The 26,526-nt window shown below is 63.9% G+C and carries 25 protein-coding genes; 21 read left to right on the top strand and 4 right to left on the bottom strand.

Annotation, left to right across the window (positions count from 1 at the left end; genetic code table 11):
* The 7 genes from HCR84_RS15910 to HCR84_RS15880 are packed head-to-tail and all read left to right on the top strand — an operon-like array spanning position 1 to position 6,986.
* The gene (locus HCR84_RS15910) at positions 1–1,365 is read left to right on the top strand and encodes an FAD-dependent oxidoreductase (RefSeq protein WP_166979409.1); all 1,365 of its coding nucleotides are present in this window, start codon (positions 1–3) and stop codon (positions 1,363–1,365) included.
* Positions 1,362–2,594, top strand: coding sequence for a CaiB/BaiF CoA transferase family protein (locus HCR84_RS15905; RefSeq protein ID WP_166979411.1), 1,233 nt, complete (start codon positions 1,362–1,364; stop codon positions 2,592–2,594). Before HCR84_RS15910 ends, HCR84_RS15905 begins: the two co-directional genes overlap by 4 nt.
* Positions 2,591–3,394: an enoyl-CoA hydratase-related protein gene (locus HCR84_RS15900; protein ID WP_166979413.1), complete on the top strand. Its 804-nt coding sequence runs from the start codon at positions 2,591–2,593 to the stop codon at positions 3,392–3,394. The genes HCR84_RS15905 and HCR84_RS15900 overlap by 4 nt, the downstream gene beginning before the upstream one ends.
* A gap of 4 nt (positions 3,395–3,398) precedes the next feature.
* Positions 3,399–4,316: a dihydrodipicolinate synthase family protein gene (locus tag HCR84_RS15895; RefSeq protein WP_166979415.1), complete on the top strand. Its 918-nt coding sequence runs from the start codon at positions 3,399–3,401 to the stop codon at positions 4,314–4,316.
* Positions 4,316–5,089, top strand: coding sequence for an SDR family oxidoreductase (locus tag HCR84_RS15890; protein ID WP_166979417.1), 774 nt, complete (start codon positions 4,316–4,318; stop codon positions 5,087–5,089). The genes HCR84_RS15895 and HCR84_RS15890 overlap by 1 nt, the downstream gene beginning before the upstream one ends.
* 32 nt (positions 5,090–5,121) lie before the next feature.
* The gene (locus HCR84_RS15885; protein ID WP_166979419.1) at positions 5,122–6,558 is read left to right on the top strand and encodes an aldehyde dehydrogenase family protein; all 1,437 of its coding nucleotides are present in this window, start codon (positions 5,122–5,124) and stop codon (positions 6,556–6,558) included.
* Positions 6,559–6,575: 17 nt separating this feature from the next.
* Positions 6,576–6,986 (top strand): cytidine/deoxycytidylate deaminase family protein, encoded by a 411-nt coding sequence (locus tag HCR84_RS15880; RefSeq protein ID WP_166979421.1) that lies wholly within the window; start codon positions 6,576–6,578, stop codon positions 6,984–6,986.
* 15 nt (positions 6,987–7,001) lie between these two features.
* On the opposite strand, the gene HCR84_RS15875 is transcribed toward HCR84_RS15880, so the two are convergent.
* A complete protein-coding gene (locus HCR84_RS15875; protein WP_166979423.1) occupies positions 7,002–8,018 on the bottom strand; it encodes a YdcF family protein in 1,017 nt (338 codons plus the stop codon).
* Positions 8,019–8,166: 148 nt separating this feature from the next.
* Here HCR84_RS15875 and HCR84_RS15870 point away from each other — a divergent pair, with 148 nt between their 5' ends.
* The 6 genes from HCR84_RS15870 (at position 8,167) to HCR84_RS15845 (ending at position 14,094) form a co-directional block, all read left to right on the top strand.
* Positions 8,167–8,946 (top strand): DeoR/GlpR family DNA-binding transcription regulator, encoded by a 780-nt coding sequence (locus HCR84_RS15870; RefSeq protein WP_166979425.1) that lies wholly within the window; start codon positions 8,167–8,169, stop codon positions 8,944–8,946.
* On the top strand, positions 8,943–9,893 hold the full coding sequence (locus HCR84_RS15865; RefSeq protein WP_166979427.1) for a 1-phosphofructokinase family hexose kinase: 951 nt from the start codon (positions 8,943–8,945) through the stop codon (positions 9,891–9,893). The genes HCR84_RS15870 and HCR84_RS15865 overlap by 4 nt, the downstream gene beginning before the upstream one ends.
* Positions 9,894–9,921: 28 nt before the next feature.
* Positions 9,922–11,970, top strand: coding sequence for a PTS fructose transporter subunit IIABC (locus HCR84_RS15860; RefSeq protein ID WP_166979429.1), 2,049 nt, complete (start codon positions 9,922–9,924; stop codon positions 11,968–11,970).
* Positions 11,971–12,006: 36 nt separating this feature from the next.
* Positions 12,007–12,276: an HPr family phosphocarrier protein gene (locus HCR84_RS15855; protein ID WP_166979431.1), complete on the top strand. Its 270-nt coding sequence runs from the start codon at positions 12,007–12,009 to the stop codon at positions 12,274–12,276.
* 254 nt (positions 12,277–12,530) lie between these two features.
* Positions 12,531–12,710, top strand: a complete 180-nt coding sequence (locus HCR84_RS15850; RefSeq protein ID WP_166979433.1) for a hypothetical protein — start codon at positions 12,531–12,533, stop codon at positions 12,708–12,710.
* A 142-nt stretch (positions 12,711–12,852) separates the two neighbouring features.
* A complete protein-coding gene (locus HCR84_RS15845) occupies positions 12,853–14,094 on the top strand; it encodes a multidrug effflux MFS transporter (RefSeq protein ID WP_166979435.1) in 1,242 nt (413 codons plus the stop codon).
* A gap of 209 nt (positions 14,095–14,303) precedes the next feature.
* On the opposite strand, the gene HCR84_RS15840 is transcribed toward HCR84_RS15845, so the two are convergent.
* On the bottom strand, positions 14,304–14,678 hold the full coding sequence (locus HCR84_RS15840) for a VOC family protein (RefSeq protein WP_166979437.1): 375 nt from the start codon (positions 14,676–14,678) through the stop codon (positions 14,304–14,306).
* Between the two features lie 88 nt (positions 14,679–14,766).
* Positions 14,767–15,009 (bottom strand): hypothetical protein, encoded by a 243-nt coding sequence (locus HCR84_RS15835; protein WP_166979438.1) that lies wholly within the window; start codon positions 15,007–15,009, stop codon positions 14,767–14,769.
* A 147-nt stretch (positions 15,010–15,156) separates the two neighbouring features.
* On the opposite strand from HCR84_RS15835, the gene HCR84_RS15830 reads away from it, so the two are divergent.
* The 6 genes from HCR84_RS15830 (at position 15,157) to HCR84_RS15805 (ending at position 22,751) form a co-directional block, all read left to right on the top strand.
* Positions 15,157–16,275, top strand: coding sequence for a LacI family DNA-binding transcriptional regulator (locus tag HCR84_RS15830; RefSeq protein ID WP_166979440.1), 1,119 nt, complete (start codon positions 15,157–15,159; stop codon positions 16,273–16,275).
* On the top strand, positions 16,262–17,887 hold the full coding sequence (locus HCR84_RS15825; protein ID WP_218043586.1) for an FAD-dependent oxidoreductase: 1,626 nt from the start codon (positions 16,262–16,264) through the stop codon (positions 17,885–17,887). The genes HCR84_RS15830 and HCR84_RS15825 overlap by 14 nt, the downstream gene beginning before the upstream one ends.
* A gap of 39 nt (positions 17,888–17,926) precedes the next feature.
* Positions 17,927–19,234, top strand: a complete 1,308-nt coding sequence (locus tag HCR84_RS15820; protein ID WP_166979442.1) for an ABC transporter substrate-binding protein — start codon at positions 17,927–17,929, stop codon at positions 19,232–19,234.
* A 6-nt stretch (positions 19,235–19,240) separates the two neighbouring features.
* Complete coding sequence (locus HCR84_RS15815; RefSeq protein WP_166979444.1) at positions 19,241–20,194, top strand: carbohydrate ABC transporter permease; 954 nt, start codon at positions 19,241–19,243, stop codon at positions 20,192–20,194.
* Positions 20,184–21,107 carry a carbohydrate ABC transporter permease gene (locus HCR84_RS15810; protein WP_208322084.1) on the top strand — a complete coding sequence of 308 codons (924 nt, stop codon included), beginning with the start codon at positions 20,184–20,186 and terminating at the stop codon, positions 21,105–21,107. The genes HCR84_RS15815 and HCR84_RS15810 overlap by 11 nt, the downstream gene beginning before the upstream one ends.
* A 168-nt stretch (positions 21,108–21,275) precedes the next feature.
* Positions 21,276–22,751 carry an HNH endonuclease gene (locus HCR84_RS15805; protein ID WP_166979446.1) on the top strand — a complete coding sequence of 492 codons (1,476 nt, stop codon included), beginning with the start codon at positions 21,276–21,278 and terminating at the stop codon, positions 22,749–22,751.
* Positions 22,752–22,988: 237 nt separating this feature from the next.
* On the opposite strand, the gene HCR84_RS15800 is transcribed toward HCR84_RS15805, so the two are convergent.
* On the bottom strand, positions 22,989–24,671 hold the full coding sequence (locus HCR84_RS15800) for a beta-xylosidase family glycoside hydrolase (protein ID WP_166979448.1): 1,683 nt from the start codon (positions 24,669–24,671) through the stop codon (positions 22,989–22,991).
* Between the two features lie 189 nt (positions 24,672–24,860).
* On the opposite strand from HCR84_RS15800, the gene HCR84_RS15795 reads away from it, so the two are divergent.
* Both HCR84_RS15795 and HCR84_RS15790 read left to right on the top strand, forming a co-directional pair.
* Positions 24,861–25,856, top strand: a complete 996-nt coding sequence (locus HCR84_RS15795; protein WP_166979450.1) for a LacI family DNA-binding transcriptional regulator — start codon at positions 24,861–24,863, stop codon at positions 25,854–25,856.
* 88 nt (positions 25,857–25,944) lie between these two features.
* A complete protein-coding gene (locus HCR84_RS15790; RefSeq protein ID WP_166979452.1) occupies positions 25,945–26,439 on the top strand; it encodes a nucleotidyltransferase domain-containing protein in 495 nt (164 codons plus the stop codon).
* Positions 26,440–26,526: the final 87 nt, after the last annotated feature.

The raw sequence follows: 26,526 nt of genomic DNA, 5'->3' as shown, positions 1-26,526 counted from the left end.
ATGACAACCCTCGATCTTCGCGTCACCAGTGATGACCTGAGAGCGCCGATTGCCTCTCGCTCAAATGTGCTCGTCGTGGGAGGCGGCCCCGCCGGAGTCGCCGCGGCCGTCACGGCAGCTCGCTCGGGAGCATCCGTCACTCTTCTTGAGCGTTACCCCTCGCTTGGCGGACTGGCCTCGGGCGGAATGGTGCTCGTGCTCGATGACATGATCAATGGGCAGGAGATCACCGTCACCGGTGTCGTCTCCGAGTACATTGAACGACTGCAGAAGCTCGACCTCGCCATCGTTCCGCCTGCGGAAGACCGCAAGGCATCGCGGGAGCTGTGGAACAAGTGGGGGCGCTTCGGCACCTTCGACTTTCACACCCACGTCAACCCGAAGCCCATCTGCTACGCCGCCGCCTTTGACCCGGACGGGTGGAAGCGCGTGTCGAATGACCTCGTTCGCGAGTCGGGAGTCAACCTGCTGCTGCACTCGTGGTTCTCGCGCCCCATCGTCGACGACGGCGTGATGAAGGGCGTCATCGCCGAGACGAAGGCCGGGCCGCAGGCGCACATGGCCGATGTCGTCATCGACACAACGGGTGACATCGACGTCGCCTCGCGAGCCGGAGCCGACTTCATTCACGGTAGCTACATCACAACTCTCGTGTTCCGCCTCGCCGGAGTCGACACGAAGCGCGCCGAGGAGTTCGAGCAGGCAGACCCGAAGGGCGCGCGCGCCATCAACCGCAAGGTGAAGCGCATTCTCGGCGGTGCGTGGGAGCTGTGGTGGCTCAAAACACCGTTGCCTGGGGTCGTCTGGTGCAACGCGCCCCACATGTCCGGCTACGACGGCGCCGACCCGGCATCGCTCACCGAGGCTGAATTCGCGGCACGCGAGCGCATCGCCGAGGCCGTCGAGTACGTCAGGGAGTTTCTCCCCGGGTTCGAGAACAGCTTCGTCATCGACACCGCGCCGCAGATGGGCGTGCGTCAGACGCGCCTGCTGCAGGGCGAGTACGTCATGACGAAAGACGACGTCACGCAGCGCCGCCACTTCCGCGACACCGTCGCCCGAGGCCGCGACTACTACTACCCGTACCGTTCGCTTCTGCCCACAAACGTCGACCAGCTGCTCGTCGCCGGACGCCACTACTCGGCGACCTCCGATGCGCAGAAGTCGTCGCGCGAGATTCCGCCGTGCATGGCCATGGGTCAGGCCGTCGCGTCTGCGGCGACGCTCGCCATCGAGCAGAACACGCTCGTGCGCAACGTCGACCCGAAAGAGATTCAGCAGCGCATGCGTCAGCACAACGCCGACCCCGGTGACATCCCCTCAGAGAATGCCACCATCGACGAAGAGGAGACGGTGGGAGTATGACCATGCAGACAGCGAACGAGCAGGCGGATGCCGCGGCCACTGCGCCGCGGGAGCTTCCGCTTGCCGGGCTCACCGTCGTCGACTTCACCCAAGTGTTCATGGGGCCGAGCTGCACGCAGCTCCTCGGCGACTTCGGCGCCGACGTGATCAAGGTGGAGCGGCCGGGTCGCGGTGACACATCGCGCAACTCCCTCCCAGACAAAGACGGGCAGGACAACCCGATCTTCCTCTCGATCAACCGCAACAAGCGCGGCATGGCGATCGACACGAAATCGGCAGACGGCCGCTCCGTGATGCGCGACATCATTGCGCGCGCCGACGTCGTGGTGAGCAACTTCCGCGCCGGCGTGATGGAGCGCATGGGCTTCGGGTACGAGGAGCTGAAAGAGCTCAACCCGCGGCTCATCTGGGCATCGGGAACGGGCTTCGGCAACACCGGGCCGTACTCGTCGCTCGGCGGGCAAGACGTCATCAACCAGGCATACTCGGGCGTGATGTGGCGGCGCAGCTCAGACGACGATCCGCTCACCGTCTACCCGACGACGCTCTGTGACTACACGACGGGCATGCACCTGTTTCAGGGCATTCTTCTCGCCCTGCGCTCGCGCGACGAGACGGGCGAGGGGCAGAAGGTCGAAGTCACCATGTACGACTCGATGCTTCACATGCAGATGCAAGAGGCTGCGATGCAGCTGAACCGCGGGTTCGAGGTGAACTGGGGGCGCATGCCGCTGACCGGTGTCTTCGCCACAACAGATTCAGCCGTCTGCCTCGTCGGTGGTTTCGCTGCCGACCCACTTCTGCACATCTCGCAGGCGCTCGACCTCGATGAGGATCTCACGCTGCGCCCCGAGTTCGCCGACATCGACGCCCAGCGCGAGCACCGGGCCGAGCTGCACAGCATCTTCGCTGCAGCGTTCGCGACAAACACAACAGCGCACTGGACGCAGCGTCTCGAAGATGAAGGCATTCTCAATGCGCCCGTTCGCACGCTCGCCGAGACACTCGACGACGCGCAGACGGCGGCAAACGGCATGATCATCGAGTCGCAGCATCCGACCGCTGGCACGTTCCGCACGCTGAACGCGCCGATTCACCTCTCGGATACGCCGGCGACGGCGCGTCGGGTTGCTCCGCGCCTCGGCGAGCACAACGATGAGATCCTCGCCGAGAACGGCTTCGACGACGACGCGATTCGTCGTCTGCATGAACTGGGGGTGTTGAAATGACCGACGAGACACAGATCGATGAGGTGAGGTTCGACGTCGACGATCGCGGTGTCGCCACGGTCGTGATCGACAGACCGCGTGTGCTCAACGCCGTCGATCGGGCAACGCACAAGAAGCTCAACGAGATCTGGGCGGCGATCGAAGCCGACGACCGCGTGCGCCTTGTCGTCATCACCGGTGGCGGAGAGAAGGCGTTCTGCGTTGGGGCCGACATGTCGGCGGATGCTGTCGACAAGACGGGCCTCGAATACTGGGCGGAGCTTGACCCCAACGGCTTCGGCGGGCTCAGCCTGCGCACGACGCTCGACGTTCCCGTGATCGCGAAGGTGAATGGCTACGCTCTCGGCGGCGGCATGGAGATCGTGCTGGGTGCCGACATCGTCGTTGCCGCCGATCGTGCGCAGTTCGGGCTCACCGAACCGCGGGTCGGCCGGCTCGCGTTGGACGGCGGCATCCATCAGCTTGTGCGTCGTGTTCCGTACACGCAGGCGATGAGCCTTCTCGTCACAGGCCGCAAGGCGCCCGCGGCCGAGCTGGCGCACATGGGCCTCGTCAATGAGGTTGTCGCGGCGGAGGAGCTCGATGCCGCCGTCGAGCGCTGGGTGGAGCAGGTTCTCGCCTGCGCACCCACATCGGTGAGAGCCGTCAAGCAGATGGTGTCGCGCACCGCCCATCTCACCGCGCACGAGGCACGAGCGATGCGTTTGCCCGCACTTGTTGACGCGCTCGACAGCGAAGACTCGGCCGAGGGCGTCGCCGCATTTCAACAGAAGCGCACGCCCGTCTGGCCGGGGAAGTGATCGTATGACAGAGAACACTGCAGCGCACCGCGTCGAGCCTCTTGCTCGCGGGGTGTGGGGAGTCGTCGCCACACCATTCACGGATGCCGGCGAGATCGACGACGCGAGCCTCGTGCGCCTCGTGCAGTTCTACGAATCGGTCGGAGCCGCCGGGCTCACCGTGCTGGGAGTGTTCGGCGAAGCCGCCGCGCTCACGGCGAGCGAGCGGATGCAGGTGCTCGGCGTCGTCGCCGAGAACAGCAGCTTGCCGATCGTCGCGGGAGTCACGTCGCTCGCAACCGCCCCCGCCATCGCAGAGATCGAGAACGCGCAGGCAACGGTCGGAGACCGGCTGCGGGCCGTCATGGTGCAGGCGAACTCCGGAAGCCCTGCTGTCGTCATCGACCACCTGCGACGCATCAACGAAGCGACGGGGGCTGACGTCGTGCTGCAGGATTACCCGAAGTCCAGCGGCATCTCGATCTCGACAGACAACCTCATCGCTGTCGTCGAGGCGAGCCCCTTCGTGTCGGCAGTCAAGGCGGAAGCGCCCCCGACGGCCGTTGCCATTGCGCGCATCACGGCGCGCGTCGGCGTCTCCGTCTTCGGAGGGCTCGGAGGGCAGGGGCTGCTCGACGAGCTTGCCGCTGGTTCTGCCGGCGCGATGACCGGGTTCTCGGTCCCCGAAGCTCTCGTCAGCTGCGTCACTGCGTGGTTGGCCGGGGATGCCGAGGCCGCTCGCGCCGAGCTTGTTCCCTACCTGCCGCTGATCAACTTCGAGCAGCAGCCGGGCATCGCCCTCGCGCTGCGCAAGGAGCTGTTCCGCCGCCGAGGCCTCTTCGCCTCGGCAGCCGTGCGCGCGCCCGCCGCGGGGTTTCCTGCGGAACTCGATGCCATTGCCGCCGACCACCTCGCGGAACTCGACGCGCAGGAGGTGCGCTGATGGACCTGCAGCTTCACGGCAAGACCGCGTTTGTTGCGGCATCCACCGCAGGGCTCGGGCGAGCGATCGCCGAGGCGCTCGCCGCCGAGGGCGCAAACGTCGTCGTCACCGGGCGCCGCGGCGATGTCGCCGTGCAGATTGCCACGGAGCTGCCGTCGGCGATCGGCGTCGAACTCGACGTCACCGACGCCGACTCGCGGGCCGCCGCGCTCGAGCGAGCGACAGCATCCTTCGGCCCCATCGACATTTTGGTGATCAACGGCCCAGGGCCCCGCCCAGGTACCGCCGCAGACGCGAGCGCAGACGATGTCGCCGACGCGTTCGATCGTCTCGTCGCTCCGGGCCAAGACCTCGTGGCACGCGTGCTTCCGGGCATGCGCGACCGTGGTTGGGGGCGCATTCTCGCCGTCGGATCCAGCGGCATCGTGTCGCCGATCGCGAACCTTGCTTCGTCGAACCTCGGGCGCGCGGCACTGGCCGGCTATCTCAAGACGCTTTCCGCCGAGGTTGCCGCAGACGGCGTCACCGTCAACCTGCTGCTGCCCGGGCGCATTGCCACCGACCGGGTCGCGCAGCTCGACGCGGCGCAGGCCGAGCGGCAGGGCATCGAGCCTGCCGAGGCACAGCGCCGTTCGCAGCAGACGATTCCCGCCGAACGCTACGGTGAGCCCGGCGAGTTCGGCGCTGCGGGAGCTTTCCTGTGCAGCGGACAAGCCGCGTACATCACCGGCGTCGCGCTGCGCGTCGACGGCGGTCTCGTTCGCACACTCTGACCTACCTCTTCAACTTCGTGAAAGGACACATCATGACCTCCCCCGCTGTTGCCCAGCACCTGATTGCCGGAGAGATCTTCGGCGATGCAGGCAAAGAACGCCGCAACCCCGCACGTCCAGGCGATGTCGCCGTGCTCGCGCCCGTCGGAGGAAAGACCGAGACGGATGCTGCCATCGCGGCCGCCGTCGACGCGCAGGGCGCCTGGGCCGCAACGCCCGCGCCCGTTCGCGGCGCCATTCTGCTGAAGGCGGCGCAGCTGCTCACCGAGCGCAAGCCGCAGATCGCCGAAGACCTCGTGCGCGAAGAGGGAAAGACGCGCGCTGAGGCCGAGGGCGAAGTGGGGCGCGCGATCGGCGTGTTTCAGTTCTTCGGATCGCTGGGTTGGTCGGCAAGCGGCTCGGTCTTCCCGAGCGGAATGCCGAACACAACGGTGACCACGCGCCGCGAAGCGCTTGGCGTCGTCGGGTTGATCACACCGTGGAACTTCCCCATCGCGATTCCGGCGTGGAAGACCGCCCCAGCGCTGGTCAGCGGCAATGCCGTGGTGCTGAAGCCGGCCGAGATCACCCCGATGTCGGCGACGCACTTAGGGCTGGCGCTGCGCGACGCGGGCCTGCCTGCCGGTGTCTTCAACGTCGTTCACGGGCGCGGCAGCGTCGTGGGCGAGGCACTCGCGAATGATCCGCGTGTTGCCGCGCTCTCGTTCACCGGGTCGACAAACGTCGGGCTGAAGCTGCAGCAGACACTCGGTGCGCGTCGCGCTCGCGCCCAGCTCGAAATGGGCGGCAAGAACGGCGTGCTCGTTCTCGATGATGCTGACGCGAAGAAGGCGGCGAAGGTCGTCGCGGCCGGCGCATTCAGCCTCACGGGCCAGGCCTGCACGGCAACCTCGCGTGTCTACGTGACGCCCGGAGTTCGCCAGGCATTCCTCGACGAGCTCACGGCTCTCGCCAGCACCTACGTTCCCGGCGACGGCCTCGATGCGGGCACGACGATGGGCCCGGTCGTGAGCGAGGCGCAGCTTAAGCAAGATGTCACGGCGGTTGAGGATGCTGTCGCGGGCGGTGCCCGTCTGGCATACGGTGACGCGAGTGCCGACGGACTTCACTTCGCGCCTGTCGTCGCCACCGATGTTGCGCACGACTCACCGATCGCCACAGACGAGATCTTCGGCCCGGTTGTCGCGGTGCTCGACGTCGACGACTACGAGTCGGGCCTCGCGGCGATCAACGATTCGCCATACGGGCTCACCGCGGGCATCTGCACTGACAGCCTTGCGTACTCGACAAACTTCGCCAGCCGCGTGCAGGCCGGCGTCGTGAAGGTGAACCGGCCGACGTCAGGGCTCGACCTGCACGTGCCGTTCGGGGGAGTGAAGGACTCATCGTCCAACACGTTCCGCGAGCAGGGGCACACGGCAACCGAGTTCTACACGTGGGAGAAGACTGTCTACACGGGGCTCGAGTAGGCCGGGGAGTGACGATCATGCAGAAGCTGACGAGTGCCGATGACGAGCTGTGCGAGGCGGCATCCGCTGTGCTCGTGCGTGCGCACGATTCCCGGCAGCATCGGGTAGCCGTCGCTGCGCGGGGAACGTCGGGTGCGATCTATACAGGGCTCAGCCTGAGTACGGCGCGCGTGAACGTGTGCGCAGAGCCGACGGCGATCGCCAATGCGCGCATGGCGGGGGAGGATGCTGTCGACACGATCGTCGCCGTCGGTCTCGACCCTGCTGACGTGCCGATCGTGATCAACCCCTGTGGCGTGTGTCGTGAGCTGGTGCCGAACTTCGGCGACAGCATCCGCGTCATCGTCTCTGACGGCGGCGAGGTCGGCGTGGTCTCGCCCACCGACCTGCTGCCGATTCCCTGGGTGAGGGCGCGCTCCTACGACTGAGGCGACGTAGGTGCGCTACCCGAGGGCAGCGGTGAGCGTTCCGACCAGGATCGCGACCATCAGCACCGCGAACGTGCCGACCGCGATCAGCGTCACGACACGGTTCTCGACGAGGAGGGCGACGAACTCGCGAATGAACGCGCTCGGCACGTAGTAGCGCGCTGTGCGAGACCCCACCACCTGGGCGTCGACGTTCATGCGCCGCGCCAGCGACGCGGTGCGCAGCACGTGGTAGTCGCTCGTGACGAGCATGATCGGGCCGCAACGATCAGCGGCATCGAGGAGTTCAACCGAGTAGGCGATGTTCTCGCGAGTGCTCGTCGACCGCGTTTCTGGGACGATGTCTGCCTCGGGCACGCCCTGCTCCTTGATGTACTCTGCCATCGCCTCGCCTTCGGGGCGCGGTTCGTCGTCACCCTGCCCACCCGACGGCACAAGTACAGGACGATTGCCGCGCGCGAGCTCGCTGCCGTACACCCGCAGTCCGCGGTCGAGCCTGCCTCGCAGCAGAGCGGTGACGCGCCCGCGAATGAGTCCCGACCCATGAATGACGATGGCTGACGGCGCAAACGTGTGTCGCATGCGCCCGTACACGATCGAGTAGACGGCGAACGATACGAACGCCACACTCGCATACGCCGAAGCGAGGCCAATGAGCGCCGCAATCCAGAACCCCGGCAGCCCGAACTGCATGACGAGAACCACCGCGACAATCGGAAGCACGAGCACGAGCACACCGACGATGAGCGAGAGCTGATGGCCAAGACTGCGGCCCTCGCGACGCAGCATCGTGACGCCGTTGGCGATCAGGCCGATGCCGAAGACGAGAATGCTGAGTGGAATCGCGAGCGCAATGATCCACAGCAGGATCGAGGCGACGATGTTGTATTCGGCGAGGATCGCGAGAATGCCGATGATGCCGAACGTGATCGCCGCAACAAGAAAAGGACCGTTGCGCAGTAGCCTCGGATCCCTCCGGCGTGAAATCAGATAGCACGCGCCGAAGACGATCCCGATGGGGAGAAGGAACATGCTCGTCAGGCTACCGACATGCAGGGCTCTGGCGAACTCGTCGTCATGAGTCCAGAAACCGCATCTGCAGACAATAGAAGATATTCAAAGAAAAACACTTGTAAAACAAGATACAAATGTTGTAATGTGTTTGAAACCTGGAGGTGCGATGTACGCAACGGAGCGATACGACGTCATAGAGCGGATGCTGCGCGATGACGCTCGCGTGACGGTTGTCGACCTCGCGAGCCGCTTAGACATCACGACCGAGACGGTCAGGCGAGACCTCGATCATCTTGAGAGCGCCGGCGTGCTCCGCCGCGTTCACGGCGGTGCCGTTCCCGCAGATACGGCGAGCACGAGCGAGCCGTCGCTCTCCGTCCGCACCCAGCGGCACAGCGCGGCGAAGGCAGCGATCGCCCGCCGTGCGAGCGGCCTGATCCCGCCTGATTTCCAGGGTTCCATCTTCTTCGACGCCGGCACCACAACCGCTGCCGTCATGCAGCAACTCATTCCGGTGCTTGCCGACGGGAATATCGAGGTGGTGACGCACTCGCTGGCCATCGCGTACCCGCTTTCGGAGGTTCCCTCCGTGGGACTTACGCTGATCGGCGGTCAGATTCGCGGCCTCACAGCAGCCGCGGTCGGCTCGGGCACCATGCGGTCGGTCGAGGGACTGCGACCCGATATCGCCTTCGTCGGCGTCAATGGACTTTCGGCCGCGTTCGGCCTCAGCACCCCCGATGCCGAGGAAGCTTCAGTCAAGCGCGAGATCATCCGCTCGGCGCGGCGAACCATTGTCGTCGCCGACGTCGAGAAGCTCGGGCGCGAAGCACTTGTGAGTTTTGCCACGCTGTCTCAGATCGATGTGCTCGTCACCGACGGCAAGCCGGACGCCAGCCTGCAAACAGCTCTTGACGAGGCGAATGTCGAGATGAAGATCGCATGATCACCACGCTCACGGCGAATCCCTCCCTCGATAAGACGGTGACACTCGGAGCACCCCTCGCACCTGGCCACGTTCAGATCGCCGTGTCAACGCGAGAAGACGCGGGCGGGAAGGGCATCAACGTCGCCCGCGTGGTCGCTGCAGCGGGAGGCGAGAGCGTCGCAGTTCTTCCGCTGGCCGACGGCGACCCGTACGCGGGAGCGCTCGACGCGGCACACGTCGACGTACGTCCAGTGCGCATCGATGGCGTAGCACGGTCGAACATCACTCTCGTCGATCCCGAGGGAGTAACCACAAAGGTCAATCTTCCCGGAGCATTCCTTTCTTCGACCGACGTCGATTCTCTGGTCTCGGCCGTTGTCGATGCCAGCGAGAGTTCAGGCTGGCTCGTTCTCGCCGGCTCGCTTCCCCCCGGGGCTCCCGCGAGCTTCTACGCCGACGTGATCACCGCCGTGCGCGAACACCACGGGGCCGAAGCGCCTCGCGTTGCCGTTGACGCATCGGGAGCAGCCCTGCGAAACGTCGTCGGCGTCGCCCGCCCCGATCTCATCAAGCCGAACCACGAAGAACTCGCTGAGCTCGTCGGCGCATCGCTTGCTCCCGACGACTCGGATCGCGCTGCAACGGCTCTCGCGCACGCGGCACGCTGCGTCCCCGACAAGGCGGCCGCCGCGCTCGTCACGCTCGGTTCGCAGGGTGCGCTGCTCGTCACTGCGGAAGGCGCCTGGGTCGGAACGGCACCGCGCGTCACTGTGGTGAGCACTGTCGGCGCTGGTGACAGCGCGCTGGCGGGATACCTGCTCGCGCAGGATGACGGTGCCGACGCCGAGGGCAGCCTCCGGCGATCCATCCAATACGGCTCCGCCGCGGCTTCGCTCCCCGGCACACAGGCGCCGCGCCCCGAAGATCTGCCCACAACGGGCATCGAGACCCACCGCGTGAACTGAGCGTTCACGCCCGACAGCGGAGGACACCATGTCCCAGACAATCACAGCCGAACTCGTCAGCCTCGATGCTGACCTCGGTGCAGACAAGAAAGCAGTCATCAGCGCTCTCGCCGCGCGCGTTGCCGCGCAGGGCCGCGCCACCGATGCCGACGCACTCGCTGCCGATGCGTGGGAGCGCGAGCAGAAAGATGAAACCGGTCTCCCCGGTGGCATCGCGATTCCGCACGCGAAGAGCCCGGCGGTGACGCAGGCGTCGCTCGCGTTCGCGAGGCTCGCGCCCGGCATCGACTTCGGCGCGCCCGACGGCGACGCGGACCTCGTCTTCCTCATCGCCGCACCCGATAACGCGGCCGAAGAGCACCTTGCCGTGCTCTCGAAGCTGGCGCGTCACTTGATGAAGGAAGACTTCACCGCTGCGCTTCGTTCCGCAGCATCCGCCGACGATGTCGTGGCGATCGTCAGCGAGGCCATTGACGAACAGGATGCTGCCGCTGTCGCACCGGCGACGGAAGTGACGCAACCCGATGGTCCGACCATCGACGGGCACCCCGCGCGCATCGTCGCCGTCACAGCGTGCGCGACGGGCATCGCCCACACATTCATGGCCGCCGATGCGCTGACTGCCGCGGCAGCGGAAGACGGTGTCGAGTTCTCGGTTGAGCCGCAGGGATCGAGCGGATACAAGGCGTTGCCCGACGATGTCGTCGACGCGGCAGACGCCGTGATCTTCGCCGTCGACGTCGACGTGCGTACCCCGCAGCGCTTCGCGGGAAAACCGGTGATCCGCGCGAGCGTCAAGCGCGGCATTGAGCAGCCGCACAAGCTGATTCAGGATGCTGTCGCGGCAGCGAGCGATCCGAACGCGGCGCGCGTGCCCGCAGCATCCGCCGAGTCCCGCGGCAGTTCTGGAAGTTCGCAGCCCGCTCAGTCTGTCGGGAAGCGGATTCAGCGGTGGCTGCTCACCGGCGTCAGCTACATGATCCCGTTCGTCGCCGGCGGCGGTCTGCTGATTGCACTCGGATTCCTTCTCGGTGGCTACCAGGTGACCGAGAACGCGAGCTCGGTTATTGTCGAGAACTCGCTGTGGCAGCTGCCGACCGAAGACATCACGTCGTCTCTGGGGCCGCTCGGGCAGTACCTGGGTTCGGTCGCCTTTATGATCGGGTCGACATCGATGGGGTTCATCGTCGCCGTCCTTGCCGGATTCATCGCGTTCGCGATCGCCGACCGTCCGGGGATCGCGCCCGGTTTCGTCGCCGGAGCAATTGCCGTGACCATGAACGCGGGGTTCATCGGCGGCATCATCGGAGGCTTCCTCGGCGGATTCATCGCCTGGTGGCTCGGGCGGTTCAACGCTCCGCGCTGGCTCAGCGGGCTCATGCCCGTGGTGATTATTCCGTTCCTCGGGTCAATCTTCGCCTCGGGACTCATGATCCTCTTCCTTGGGCGCCCCGTCGCCGCGCTCATGACCGCGCTTACCGATTGGCTCACAGGGCTGTCGCAGAGCGGAGCGGGAGCTGTGGTTCTCGGTGTCGTTCTCGGCCTCATGATGTGCTTCGACCTCGGCGGACCGGTCAACAAGGCGGCCTACGTCTTCGCCACAACCGGGCTCGCTGCGGCGTCGACATCGAACTTTGCGCCGTACCTGATCATGGGCGCGGTGATGGCGGCAGGAATCGTTCCTCCGCTGGCGATGGCACTGGCGTCAACCGTGCTCTCGCGAAAGTCGTTCTCGACCGTGGAGCGTGAGAACGGCACGGCGGCGTGGCTGCTCGGAGCGTCGTTCATCAGCGAGGGCGCGATTCCGTTCGCCGCAGCCGACCCGTTCCGTGTCATTCCCGCGTCAATGCTGGGCGGGGCCGTCACCGGAGGGCTCAGCATGGCCCTCGGTGTGCAGTCCCTCGCTCCGCACGGCGGCGTGTTCGTCTTCTTCGCCATCCATCCCTTCTGGGGATTCACCCTCGCGATTGTCGCCGGCACCGTCGTCGCGGCACTTGTGCTGATCGCGCTGAAGAAATGGGTGCGCAAATCGGCACCAGCCGAAGCGCCTCTCGATGCCGACGCAGCTCTTGCCTGACCCTGCTGCACCTCGCTGCAACGAATGGAGAAACACATGTCGGAACGACAGGCCACTGTCGCCAGCGCCTCGGGGCTTCACGCCCGCCCAGCGAAGCTCTTCGTGCAGGCCGTTCAGAAGACCGGCCTCCCGGTAACGATCTCGGTCGCAGACGGGGATGACCTCAACGCCGGCAGCGTCCTCTCGCTCATGGGGCTGGGCGCGCCGCGCGGCACCGTCGTCACACTGAAGGCCGAGGGCGACGGCGCAGACGCGGCGCTGGACGAGCTCGTTGCGCTCGTGGAGACAGACCTCGACGTGGAGTAGCTGGGCGAGCATGATCGCTGACGACAATCAGATTGAGGGACGCGTACGTCGATCGTCGCTCCCCGCCTCCTCGAGCGGCGGATAAGCAGTAAAGAGCGTCGCCCAGGCGACGAGGCTGTCCATGCGTCGCACGTCTGCGTCGCTATCCCATTTCGTCGAACTGTTCGTTTCTACTGCGCCTAAGTTATGCGGTGGGTCTCGTTTGGTTGCGGCGGTGAAAGCTCTGCAGGAACATCGCTCGGTACTGTGGCGGCATGGACATGACAGATCAGGCAACGTTGATGCTCATCGCGTCAGTGTGCGCGTACATCCTCGCGTTCATCATTTGGGTGTTCGTTATGTGGGCGATCATCCGCGCCGGCGTACTCTCGGCACTGCGAAAGCACCACAGGGAGGTGCAGGCGGAGCTCCGCAACCAGGGTCAGCGGCCGTAGACGAGAAATCGGTGCCGTTCTAGCGCGCGGAGGCCGCGGCGCTAGGCTGGGCGTGTTGTGCGCGGGGCGGCGGGAACCGGCATCCGGAATCTGGGGTCGCGCCGCGGCGCGATGACATTCGCCACCATCTCGCGAGGAGAGCATGAACGCGCGCCGCACAGGCAGCGAGGCTGCGGAGAGCCCCAAGCGGCAACGTGGGCTCATCGTGCTGCTCGGTGTGATGGCGGCGCTCGGCCCAATGACCGTCGACATGTACCTGCCGGCGCTGCCCGAGATCACGCGCGAGTTCGGTACAAACGAGGCGACGATTCAGCTCACGCTGACTGGGTCGTTGCTCGGCATGGGCGTCGGATCGCTTCTGTTTGGGCTGCTGTCGGATGCCCGAGGGCGACGCATGCCGCTGATCATCGGGCTGTCTGTGCACGTGCTCTTCTCTGTCGCGTCGGCCTTCGCCGGCAACGTGATTCTGCTCATCATCTTCCGTACCCTGCAGGGCGTGGGATCGGCAGCCGCGCCGAGCATCGCCATGGCGATCGTGCGCGACATCTCGCATGGCCGCGCAGCATCCGTTCGCTATTCGATGATCATGATGGTGTCGATGAGCGCGCCCATCGTCGCGCCCCTGATCGGCTCGCTCATTCTGCTTGGCACCGACTGGCACGGCATTTTCATTGCACAGGGTGTGATGTCGGCGGTGCTCGTGGTGCTCGGGCTGCTGTTTCTGCCCGAAACACGGCCGGAGCGCGTGCCGCTACGCGAGTCGCGCGTGTTCGCCGGTGCCGCCGCTCTCTTCTCTGACCGCATGTTCGTCGGCGCCGCCCTCTCGCAGATGGCGATGATGGCCGCGAGCTTCTGCTATATCTCGGGGCTGAGCTTCGTCGCTCAAGACTGGTACGGCGTCTCCGAGCAGGTGTACGGCGTGATTCTTGCGGTGGGCGCCGTCGTGATGCTGTTCATGAACCCGCTCAGCCCGCTGCTGCTGCGGCGCTTCATGCCGCACAAGGTGCAGATCATCGGGCTGGTGGGCGCGCTGACGTCGGCCACGCTGATCATGGTGAGCGCCGGATCGCTCGGGCTTGTCGGCGTCACCATCTTCGCGTGGCTCTGCATTGGATTTCAGCAGCTGGTCATTCCGAACAACCAGGCGATGGGGCTCTGGGACCATGCGCCTCGGGCGGGTCTCGCCGCAGCAATGATCGGCACGGCCGGCACCATCGGTGCTGCCGTGTCGGCGCCGCTCTTGGGGCTAGCGGGAACCGACAATGGCTTCAGCATGGGCTTCGGCATGTTCGCGTTCTACGCGGTCTCGCTCGCGGCATCCGTGTTCATCATCGGTTTCAAGAATGACGATCTGACGACGCGCCCGATTCCCGTCGTGCGGTAGCAGGATGCCGGCCGGCTCCAACGTGCCGAGAAGGTACGTCGCTCGGAGTTCGTCTCCTGCGCTGCTGCGCCCGGAAGCCGCTTTGCGGGGCCTGGGTCAGCGTCACAGCCTGCCGAGATAAGGACAGAGTGCCGAAGCAAGGACGAAATCGCCGAAAGCATCCTCTGCTCGGCGCTGCATCCTCGTTCCGGCACGGGCGATCTGCTCTGTCAGTGGGCTGGCGGTGTGAAGACGTTGACGAGGTTGCCGTCTGGGTCGCGGAAGAGCAGTGAGCGGTTGCCCCACGGCATTGTCGTCGGTTCATTCACGAACACGTCGACCACATCGCGCAACGTGAGGTAGCTCGCGTCGACATCGTCAACGCGAATGTCGAGAATCACCGAGCGGTTCGCTCCGGCTTCGGCCGAACCGTCGCCGAGAAACTGCACCGTGGCCGAGCTGGCAAACGCAAGGGTTCCCGAATCGGTGCGCAGCTCGGCAAACAACTCGTGGAGCCAGATTGCCCGAATGCCGGTGATGCGTTCGTAGAATTCGACGAGGCGCTGGACGTCGTCCGTGATGATGCGCGTTGCGGTTAATTCCATGCGTGCACTCCGTTCTGTGTCACGGCGACCTGCCGTGTCGCGTCAACGGTATGAGCGAAATGGGTCAGGAGCTGTCCGCTTTCGCGCGTCAGCCGCGCGTGCGCACGTAGCGGCGTATCTCGATGAGTTCCGCTCCGAGCAGCAGAGACGATTCAGCAGCACGGAGCGGACCGGCGATGTCAGCGCCCGTCACCGGGAGCTCGCTCGCGGCACCCGTGCTTGCGTCATCGTCGGCCGCGTGCCCGTGAGCATCCGTTGTGGCGAGGCGCGTGGGCTCGACTTCGCGCGGTGCCATTGCGGCGAGTGCTGCGGTTGGTGCTGATTCGAGCATGGCCTGCCGGGAAGGCCGGGCTCACCGTGGCTGGATGCCGCGGCGGCAGCATTCACTAATAATGCGCATTATCATCTTGACCTCGACGCGGACTTCCCGACATGATTCAGAGGCACTGACAGCCGAAGAACCGATCAAGGAGGATCGATGCCGCGCCACCGGTTCACCCAATCCGACGTCGCCGCAATGGCGGGGGTCAGCCAGTCGACGGTGAGTTTCGTACTCAACGACAATCTCCCGGCGGGCGTGCGCATCTCAGACGAGACGCGGAGCCGAGTTCTCGAGGCAATACGTATTACTGGGTATGCGGCAAACCCCATCGCGCAGCGTCTCGCCGGAGGGCGCAATCAGATTCTCGGCGTCTTCACGTATGAGACGACATTCCCGCGGGGCGGCCAGGACTTCTACGGAGCATTCCTCGTCGGCATCGAGCACGCGGCAGAAAAACTCGGTGTCGACATGCTGCTCTTCACTTCGGCGCGCGTCGTCGACGGCAGGCGGCGTCTGTCGCGCGACGGCTGGCAGCGCCTCGGAGCCGCAGACGGCTGCCTTCTGCTCGGTCAGCAGGAAGACCGTGGCGAGCTCGAGCACCTCCTCGACACCAGCTACCCGTTCGTCTTCATCGGCAAACGCGAGAGCGAAGGACGACGTCTTCCCTACGTTGGTGCCGACTACGTCGCGGCGACCATGCGTCAGGTTGAGCGGCTCGCCGAGCTTGGCCACACCCGCATCGGCTACGCAGGCCAGCAGAGCTCGGACCAGCCAACGCTCGATCGACTCGAGGGGTACCGCAGCGCCATGCGCTCGCGCGGCCTTCCCCTGCGGTATGTCGACGTGCACGATATCACGGCAGGCGCGGAAGAAATCGCCGAGCGGCGACTGACCGCCATGCTGATCGCTCCCGAGATCGATTCGGATGCTCTCGCCGACGCACTCGAAGCACGCGGTATGAGCGTGCCGCACACCATGTCGCTTCTGCTGCTCGGCCAGCCGAACCAGCTTCAGCACCGCAGTCGACGCGCCTGGTCGGGGTTCGTCGTTCCCCGAGAGGAGATGGGGGCGCGTGCCCTCGTGCTGCTCTCGCGCATCGTTGACCAGGAATCGTCAGAGACGCGATCGCCCGAAGGCAGAATGCCGAACCCTCCGGTTCTCGACGATGCCGACTTCCACCAGATGCTCGACTGCCCCGATCTCGACGGCGAGACGCTTGCCGCCGCCCCCGCGACCGCCAACACACCAGAAGGAACAATTCGTGACAACGCGTGACATCTCTACCGAAGTTCTCATCGTCGGCGCTGGGCTGGGCGGCGTAGCCGCCGCGCTCGCCGCTGCCGACCGAGGTGCGCGGGTGGTGCTGACCGAAGAGTTCCCGTGGATCGGAGGGCAACTCACATCCCAGGCCGTTCCACCAGACGAGCATCCGTGGGTTGAATCGTTCGGCGTCACCGCGCGCTACCGAGCGCTGCGCGACGGCATCCGAGATGTCTATCGTCGTCGTTACCCTCTGACCGACGGTGCCCGGGCCAAGGGCGAGCTGAATCCCGGCGCCGGGTGGGTGTCGAAGCTCTGCCACGAACCGAAGATCGCCGTCGGCGTGCTCGAAGAGATGCTCGCCCCGTATCGCTCGAACGGCAGCGTCCGACTGCTCGAGCGGATGCGCCCTGTCGGTGCGACGACTGACGGTGACGCCGTGACCTCCGTCACGCTCGACTCCGAGACTGGCGAGCCGAGCATCACAGTGCACGCCGATTACGTAATCGATGCGACCGAGACGGGGGAGCTGCTTCCGCTCACCGGAACGGCGTACGTCACGGGGTTCGAATCCCGCACTGACACAGGTGAGCCCAGTGCCCCCGAGCAGGCGCAGCCCGACAACGTACAAGCGCTCAGCGTTTGCTTTGCCGTTGAGCACGTCGACGGCGACAACACGATCGAGCGTCCCGAGAACTACGATTTCTGGCGCGAATACACGCCCGCGGCATGGCAGGGGAACCGGATGCTGTCGTGGACAGCGCCGAACCCGCGCACACTCGAGATCGACACGCGTGCGTTCGAGCCGAACCCGGGGGACGACGCGCTTGCCGTCGATGCCGATCAGTCGCGCAACGCCGGTGACAAGAACCTCTGGTATTTCCGTCGCATTGCCGCTCGTGACCTGTTCGAACCGGGGTTCTACGACAGTGACATCTGCCTGGTGAACTGGCCAAGCATCGACTACTTCCTCGCTCCTGTGCTCGACGCCTCGCGCGATGTGGAGCTCGAGCACTATGCCAAGGCGCGGCAGCTGAGCCTCTCGATGCTCTATTGGATGCAGACGGAGGCCCCGCGGGCTGACGGCGGAACGGGCTTCCCCGGGCTGCGGCTGCGCCCCGACGTCATGGGGTCGAGCGATGGCCTGGCACAGGCGCCGTACCACCGCGAGTCCCGACGCATCCGCGCACTGACGACGATCACAGAGAACGATGTGTCGTACGCGGTGCGCGGCGACGCCGGTGCCACCCGCTATGCCGATTCGGTGGGAGTCGGCATGTATCGCGTTGACCTGCACCCGTCGACGGGTGGTGACACGTACATCGACGTGGCATCCACCCCCTTTGAGATTCCCCTCGGCGCACTCATTCCTCAGCGCACGACGAACCTCCTCGCCGCGAACAAGAACATCGGCACCACTCACATCACGAACGGCTGCTATCGCCTGCACCCGGTGGAGTGGAACATTGGCGAGGCCGCGGGGCATCTTGCCGCGTACTGCCTCGATCAGAAGACCACACCGCACGTCGTGCACGCCGATGTGACGCGCCTGAGTGACTACCAGGCCGAACTTGACGCTGCCGGCGTCGAGCGGCACTGGCCCGAAGGCCGCACTTTCGCCTACTGAAGCCCCCATTTACGCAGCACACCAAGAGAAGGAGAGATCATGAGCAACCCGCGCTCGCGCCGACGGCGCGTTCCCCTCGCGGTCAGCGCTGGCATCGCCGCCACTGCGCTAGCCCTGTCGGGATGCAGTGGTTCTGGCACCGATGCTGAATCGGCAGATGGACCTGTCGATCTGCGCATGACGGTTTGGACAGCAGATGAAGCGCAGTTGGCGCTCTTCCAAGAGATCGCCGATGCCTACGTCGACGAGAACCCAGACCTCGTGTCGTCAGTGAAATTCGAACCGATCCCGTTTGAGGATTACACGACGACGCTCACCACACAGCTCGCGGGCGACAACGCCCCTGACCTGGCCTGGATTCTCGAATCGTATGCCCCGGAGTTTGTTGAAAGCGGCGCTCTCACCGACATCGCGCCAACGCTGAAAGACACGGACGGCTATAACTACGACGACCTGATGGACTCGTCTCTCGAACTGTGGCAAAAAGACGACGGGCTCTACGCGTACCCGTTCTCGAACAGTCCGTTCGCGATGTTCGTGAATACGGACCAGCTTGAGGCGGCGGGGCAGCCGAACCCGGCAGACCTCGTCGACTCCGGTGAGTGGACGTTCGACACGGCTCGCGACATGTCGGCTGCTGCGGCCGAAGAGTCGGGTAAGGAAGGCCTCGTCGTTCGTGACTTCGACTTCAAGGCCTGGGAGGTTCTCGCCTCCGTCTGGGGTGGCTGGCAGGCCACGCCGTGGAGCACAGACGGCACGACGTGCACGTTCACCGATCCGGCGATGGTCGACGTCATGACGTGGATTCACAACGCGATCTTCGAAGAAGGAGCAATGCCTGGGCCGGGAACGACAGCCGACTTCTTCGCGGGCGACGCTGCGATGACGATCACGCAGATCAGCCGTGCCTCGTCGCTTGACGACTCGTTCGGGTGGGATCTCGTGCCGCTGCCCGCTGGGCCCGAGGGCAAGCAGAACGTGATCGGCCAAGCCGGAATCGGCGTCTTCGCGAATGCCGCGCATCCAACGATCGCTGCGGACTTCCTCGCGTACTTCACGAACCCAGAGAACGCAGAGAAGCTCGCCACGTACTTCCCGCCGCCTCGCGAGTCGCTATTGAACGCTGAGACTCTCGGCGCGGCCAACCCGAAGCTCAGCGAAGAGCAGCTGCAGAACGTTGTCGTTGACGGCATCAAAGATGCAACGACGAAGCCGACGCACAAGAACTTCGCCAAGCTGCAAGATGCCGTGCGGCAACAGCTCGATGCTCTGTGGACGGCGGATGCCGATGTGGAGTCAGTTCTGAGCGATACCTGCTCGGCGATCACACCGCTGCTGGAGGGCTGACGCAGCATGGCCACAACCACCGCCGCACTGCTGGCGGGCGACACCGCGGAGCGACGAGGGCGTGTCTCACGCCCCCGTCGCTCCGCGGCAACGCACGGCGACTGGATCGTCGGCTACACGATGGTCGCACCCGTCGTTCTGGGGTCGCTTGTCTTCGTGATCATTCCGCTGATCACCATGTTCTGGTACTCCCTGCACGACTGGAACGTGCTCGCCAACACGTTCACCTTCGCCGGAGGTGAGAACTACGAGAGGATGCTGTCAGACGAGGGTCTGCACGATTCGCTGCTTGCCAGCCTGTGGTTCTCGATCGGGCTCGTCGTTCTGAACATCACGCTCGCCCTGTTTCTCGCCGTGATGCTCAATCAGAAACTGCCGGGCACCACGACTTTTCGCACATTTTTCTTCTCGCCTGTCGTCGTCTCCCTCGTCGCGTGGACGATTGTGTGGAGCTTCCTCCTGCAGGCAGACGGCGGCATCAACGGCTTCCTCTCTCTTCTCGGCATTCAGGGGCCAAATTGGCTGCGCGGCGATTTCACAGCGATGCTCGCCGTGATCGTCGTGCAGGTTTTCAAGAACGTCGGAATGAACATGATCTTGTTCTTGGCAGCACTCCAGGGGGTTCCCGAGGAACTCATGGAGGCTGCGCGCATTGATGGTGCGAAAGCGTGGCGTCGGTTTCGTTCGATCACCTTGCCGATGATCAGCCCCACGATCCTTCTCGTCTCGATCCTCACGATTGTGGGTTCGCTCGAAGTTTTCGCGCAGATCGATGTTCTCACCCAGGGCGGCCCGGGCAATTCGACCACGGTGCTCGTCTACTACCTGTACCAGCAGGCGTTCCGGTTCAATGACTTCGGCTATGCCAGCGCGGTTTCGGTGCTGCTGTTCATCATCGTGCTGATTCTGACGTTGCTTCAGTGGCAGACCCGAAAGAGGTGGGTCTTCAATGAAAACTGAGACCGAGATGACGCGTCAGGCTCCCAACGCCGGACGGCAGACGCCCAATGTGAAGCTCACGACATCCGCCGGTGCCGTGCAGAAGCGTCGATGGGGCAGGATCGCCCTTGTTGTGGTTCTGGCCGTCATCAGCATCCCGTTCATCTTTCCGACCCTGTGGATGGCGACATCGAGTCTGAAGCCGATGAGCGAGATTCTCGCCAAGGTTCCCACGTTGTGGCCGACGGATCCGAGTTTTGATGCATACGGGGAAGTATTCCGCCTGCAACCATTCGCGCAGCAGTATTGGAACAGCCTCTACATTGCGGCGATCGTCACGATCGGCACCATGCTCGTCGCGGCGATGGCAGGCTATGCGTTCGCGCGAATTCGCTTCCCTGGTGCCAACATCCTGTTTCTGATCGTGCTTGTGGGGTTGCTTGTGCCCTCTGAAGTGACGATTGTGCCGCTCTTCCGGTTCGTGAACGAACTTGGTCTGATCAACACGCACTGGCCTCTGATTGTGATTCCGATCTTCGGCGCACCGGCGGTCCTCGCCGTGTTCATCATGCGACAGTTCTTTTTGGGGCTGCCCGGTGAGCTTGAAGAGGCGGGCCGGATGGACGGTCTGGGGCGCTGGGGGATCTTCTGGCGCATCGCGTTTCCGCTCTCGCGGTCGGCGCTCGCCGCCGTGGCGATCTTCACATTCTTGAAGTCGTGGAATCTCTACCTCGAGCCGATCGTGTATCTGTCGAGCAAGAAGATGTTCACGTTGCCGCAGGCACTGACGCAGTATGTCGATGCGTATGGGGGACCGATGTGGAATGTGCAGCTCGCAGCGACGACGCTCACCGTTCTGCCCGTCTTGGCCGTGTTCCTTGTCGCGCAGAAGCAGTTTGTGCAGGGGCTCGCTCAATCTGGTTTGAAGGGCTGATTCAAGCCTGCCACGTGCGCGCCGCTTCCCGAACGGGCAGCGGCGCGCGCGTGTGCCGATTCTGTTTCTTCGTCCACAGGGGAAAAGTTTTGCGAGTTATCCACAATAGGGTTTCTGACCGGGGGTTTGTGTCGGTGGAATGTCAGTGGTCGGTGGCAGACTTCAGTCATGCAAAACGCAGCAACGGCATCAGCTTTCGAACCCCAGGGCGGTCCGGATGCTGTCGCTGTTGAGGCTGCGGAAGACCTGCTTTCTGCCGCAGCACGACTCGCGGCGATTAACCCGGCAGCTCTCTCTGCCAACACACTGCTGACATATACCGGTTTGTTAGGAAACACCACTCGCCTCATTGAAGGTCGCCAAGTCGCCAACGTCGCCGATATTGCACGCCGTTCGGACACGGATGCGGGGTTTGATGGTCTCGCTGCCCGTCACGGTGGGGCATCGGCGACGGCACTTTTTGAGAAGGTCACGGGGGTGAAGAACTCCACCGCCTACCGATACACGAAGCTCGCGAAACACACCACGCCACGAGTGTCCGACACCGGACTGCCGTTGGAGCCCGTGTTCGTTCAAACCGCTGAAGCACTCGCCCAGGGCACGATTGGTCTGGATGTTGCCGAGTCGATCACCAGCACGTTGGCACCGATTCTGCCCCGGGTGGCACCGGAGCGGGTGGATTGGGCTGAAGCGACACTGATCGGCAACGCCACCGGTGCATACGGTGAAGTGCCACTCACAGCAGATGCGGTACGTGGGCAGGCGCGTGTGTTCCGTGTTGCATTGGACCCCGATGGTGTCGAACCGACAGCAGAAGAACTGCACCAAGCACGCACACTGATCTTCAAGCACCAGGATGATGGGTCGATGAAGATCACCGGCACCCTGTCGCCGGAACAGGCAGCACAGGTGAAACCGGTGTTTGACGCAGTTATGTCGAAGCGAACCGGCCCGACGTTTATGAATGCTGAGGAGCTCGCCGAGAATAAGCAAGCACCCGAAGAACGCTCAAGGCCGCAGGAACGCGCAGACGCGTTCACCGCGATGATCGCCGGTGTCGGCAAACAAGACTCCACACCGAAACTCCACGGCCGCGGACCCACGGTGATGGTCACGACGACAGCCGAGAACCTCGATGCCGAGTCCGGTGCTGCCTGGTCTCCGGGAACACCCGCACCACTATCCATGAGCTTCGTGAAGCAGATGCAATGCGACGGCGACACGAGGAACGTCACCATTGATGAACACGGCGAAGTGCTGAACCTCGGGCACGCGCAACGACTGTTCACCCCGAAGCAACGTTTAGCGTTGATCGCCCGCGACGGGAACACGTGCGCCGCCACCGACTGCGACATTCCCGCCTGGTTGTGCGAGGCACACCACGTGCAAGGGTGGGAAAACGGCGGTAAGACCGACGTCACCAACGGCGTCATCCTCTGCTGGTGGCACCATCGACTTGTCGAACACGGCGAATGGGACCTCACCCGCGACAACAACGGGCATCCGAGGCTCGTTCCGCCCGCCTGGTATGTGAACAGACGGTATCTGGGGCGCCGTGAAAGGCCAGACAATGGCGACGGTAACGGAGACGACCCATCAGGCAACGGTCACGACCCCGGCCGAGATACCGGGCCGCGCACCTGAGTACGCGGCGGCCCCGGAACACCAAACGCACGAGTCAGAACCCTCGAAGCGCTACGAGGTGTGCCCGGGTGGCACCGATTAGCCGACAGGCCATGCAGAGCTGCCATGCAGAGCTGCCATGCAGAGCTGCCATGCAGAGCTGCCATGCAGAGCCACCGAGCTGTCGTACGGTGCGCCGTGCTCTTCGAGAGAGCACGGCGCACTATCGTCGACCGAAGCACGGTGTGCCGAATCAGGTTATGCTCCGGAACAGGCTGCCAACTCAGCATCCGTCGGTGTAAACCTCAGCCAGTCAAACGACGCAGTTGTATCAGGCGCATCAGTGGCACCGCGATATGCGGATGGACCGATCGCGGTTGCACCGAGGTCTTCCGCCGGGATCGGACGTCCGACCGTCGTGAATTTCTCGCCATCGGTAGACACCGCCGCGGTGATCCACTCACCGTCACTCGTTACGCGCAGCCACATGGTGTCGCCCATGTCTTCCGGTGGAAAGAGCGTGTCTTCCCACGCCCATCCGTCGAAGCGGTCTTTTCCATTGCTCTTCCACACAAAGTCGACCCGCTCCCCGCCCTTGGCGTAACCCCAGGTGAGCTTCGCGTTGTTGAGGTCATCGCTGTACAGCATGAGTCCCGCCTGCTGATACTTCTCTTCGGGGGCGTACGTCAGCTTCGTCGTGACTTCCCACGGGTCAGCGGAAACCGGCAGCTGGGGCAACGTCGCACCGTCGACCGATGTGGGTGATGACGACATATTCAAGAACCCGTCTGCAACTGAGTAACGGCTTGCGTCATCTCGCACGACATTCCACGCGTCACTCAACGCAGTACCGCTGAACTCGTCCGACCCGGCACCCGTGCACATCTCGTACATCGGATCTTCGGGTCGTGTATTCAGAGGATCACGGATGCCGTCAGGGTCCAACGTCGCATGCGCGATCGTCGTGCCGCTGCGGCCGCCGATCTCGAAGATCATGTGCGTTTTGTTGCGAACAGTGATGATCTGCGGTGAGCTTGCTCTGCCGTCTTCGGGCGGGGTGGCTCCAGGAACGTAGAGCGGAAGCGAGTCTCCGATCGCGTGCATTGATCTGTCGAGCTCTTTTGCGAAGATCGTCCCCGTGCTCGAACCGTAGAGAACGTAGTGCTTTCCCCTCCACTTCCAGATCTCAGGACCCGCAACGTTCGTGCCCTCAGCCACGCCTGGTTCGACAACCCAGCCTGGCTGAGGTTCCCAATTCACCATGTCGTGTGAGTAGGCCAGGCCGATGCGTCGCACGTTCGTCGTGTCGTTCACCATGAAGAACATGGCGTACTCCCACCCATTCTCGGGGAAGGGGTTCTCAAACACGCGGTTGTACGACGTCTCCGTCGCATCCTGTCCGAACTGCTCCGTCGTCATCACGACGCCGCCGTAGTCGAACGTCACACCATCGGTCGACGTCGCGTAGCGATCTGTGGTGTTCTCGCCGTGGAAGTAGAGAAAGAGCTCCCCCGTCTCGTCGTTCCAGACAGCATCCGGTGCCGAAACGTGCGATACATCGTAGTTATTGCCCCACGTCTTGCGAATGAGCGGGTTGCTCTCGTATTGAGTCCACGGTCCATCGAGTGAGTCGGAATACATCAGATTGATGCCGCCCGGTGCATCGTGGGGTGCGTAGTAGACGTACCACTCTGCGAGGGGCTCATCGAGGTACTCGCTCGCATGCAAGACCGAGGGGAAGATGAACTCGTGGCCCGGGTTCCAGGTGTCGACGTTGTCTTTGTCGATGATCGGCCCGTCTAGTGTGAAGACCGGTAGCGGGTTGCCGTCACGAGTTGCCGGTGCCGCTGATGCTGACGATGGGGCCGCCGTCGTCGCGAAACCAGTGACGACGAGAGCTGCTGCCGCTGCTATCGCGGCAGCACGTCTTCGAATACTCATATGTGCTCCTTCTCGCGCCGTCATTGGCGCCATGTGCAGTTGATGACATCAAGGGTTGCGGGTGATGATACGCATAATCATCGGAAATGTCGTTAGGATAATCAGCATCATTTCGACGGCGAGCACGATCGTGAGGCGCGCGATGCTGTTCTGGAGGCTGATGCTGTGACCCCCGCGAGTCCTCAACGCATGACGCAGCGTCGCATTGCCGAGCTCGCGGGAGTGAGTCAGGCCGCGGTCTCGCTCGTCTTGAGTGGGCGCACAGACACCACGACTCGCCTTTCCAACGGCACGCGCCAGCGCGTTCTTGACGTGATCCGCGATACGAAGTACGCCGCAGATCCGGTGGCGCGCAGCCTCGCGGGAAAATCGAACAACATCCTTGGAGTGTTCACCTACGAGTCGGCGTTTCCGATGGAAACATCAGACTTCTACGCCCCGCTTCTGACGGGAGTCGAGTCGGCGGCCGAAGAGCTCGGCGCCGATCTACTCATGTTCACCAGTTCTCACTCGGCCGAAGGGTCTCGTCGTCTGCTGAAGGAGGGGAGCCGACTCCGTGTGGCCGACGGGTGCGTATTGCTCGGGCGCCAGATGGATGCCGGGGAGCTCGCCCGCCTCGTCGAAATGGACTACCCGTTTGTCGCCGTCGGTCGTCGAGATGGCGACCCTCGGATTCCGTATGTGGGAGCCGACTACTCGACAGCGGTCGAACAGCTCGTCGACCTCGCTGTCACTCGCGGGCACACGGAGTCCTTCTACGTAAAACTGCCATTTGACGCCGAATCGACGCGAGATCGCTTGGCGGGGTACGCACGGGCGACGCATCGCCACGGAGTGAATTCTCGAGTCGTGACCCGTGGGCAGCGCGATCTTGAGTCGCTCGTGCGAGAGGTGGAAGCTGCCGGGGCGACAGTCATCTTTGCGGAAGATCCCTCCGAAGCGCAGCAGCTTGCGACGGTGATTCAGACGCGTGGTCGTGATGTGTCAGTCATCGCGCTTGGTGAGCACTCGCTGCACGGTTTTCACACGCACGACATCACGAGGCTCGTGGCTCCGCGCGCTCGGCTCGGCACCGAGGCTGTGCGCCTGCTCGCGCGCATCATGCGCGGTGATGTCGACGTCGAGACACGCGTGCTGCTGCCGTGCTCAATCGAGCTGAGCAGTACGCTCGCTGACCTGCGTTGACGCAGCCTCGCCCGAGAGAGGTCAGCATCATGTGCTCCCGCATGAAACTAATCTGTACTTAAATCTGTACAGATTATAGAATGCTCCTATGAGAGCTGTCGTTGACAATGAAGAAGTAGTCACCCTCTCGGAGTCCCGTGCGACTCTGACGCAGATCGTGCGTTCCTTTCGTGAGCACCCGGACTCGTCCACGCCGGTCATCATCGGGGCGCACCGCCGCCCGACTGCCGTCATTGTTCCCATTGAGCAATATCGGAACATGTCGGATGGTGTTCGGATAGAGCCCGGTGACGTGCGATCGCTTCTGCACGAGCGACGAGACCTCATTATGCGACTTGCTGCCATGCACAATCTTGATGATGTGAAGGTGTTCGGGTCAGTGGCGCGTGGCGAAGCAGACGAGCGCAGCGATGTTGATTTGCTCGTGGAAACGGGTGATGGAACGTCGTATTTCGACATCGCCGGCTTTGCCTCCGATGTTGAGGCGATCGTTCGGCGCCCCGTTGACATCCTCTCGGTTGGATCTCTCGATATCGCGAGCGAAGGTGACCGTCGCATACTTCGCGAGGCAAGATCGTTATGAGTGATCCCTCGGGTCGCGTCGGGCGGATTCTCGGCTTCTAAGTGTCGTCACCTGTCGACTCGTTGTGGGTGACTCGCGTTCCATCGT

Source organism: Paramicrobacterium fandaimingii, from assembly GCF_011751745.2.
GTDB classification, from domain to species: Bacteria; Actinomycetota; Actinomycetes; order Actinomycetales; family Microbacteriaceae; genus Paramicrobacterium; species Paramicrobacterium fandaimingii.
The sequence above is the reverse complement of the archived record's forward strand: the minus strand, read 5'-3'. Positions and strand labels throughout refer to the sequence as shown.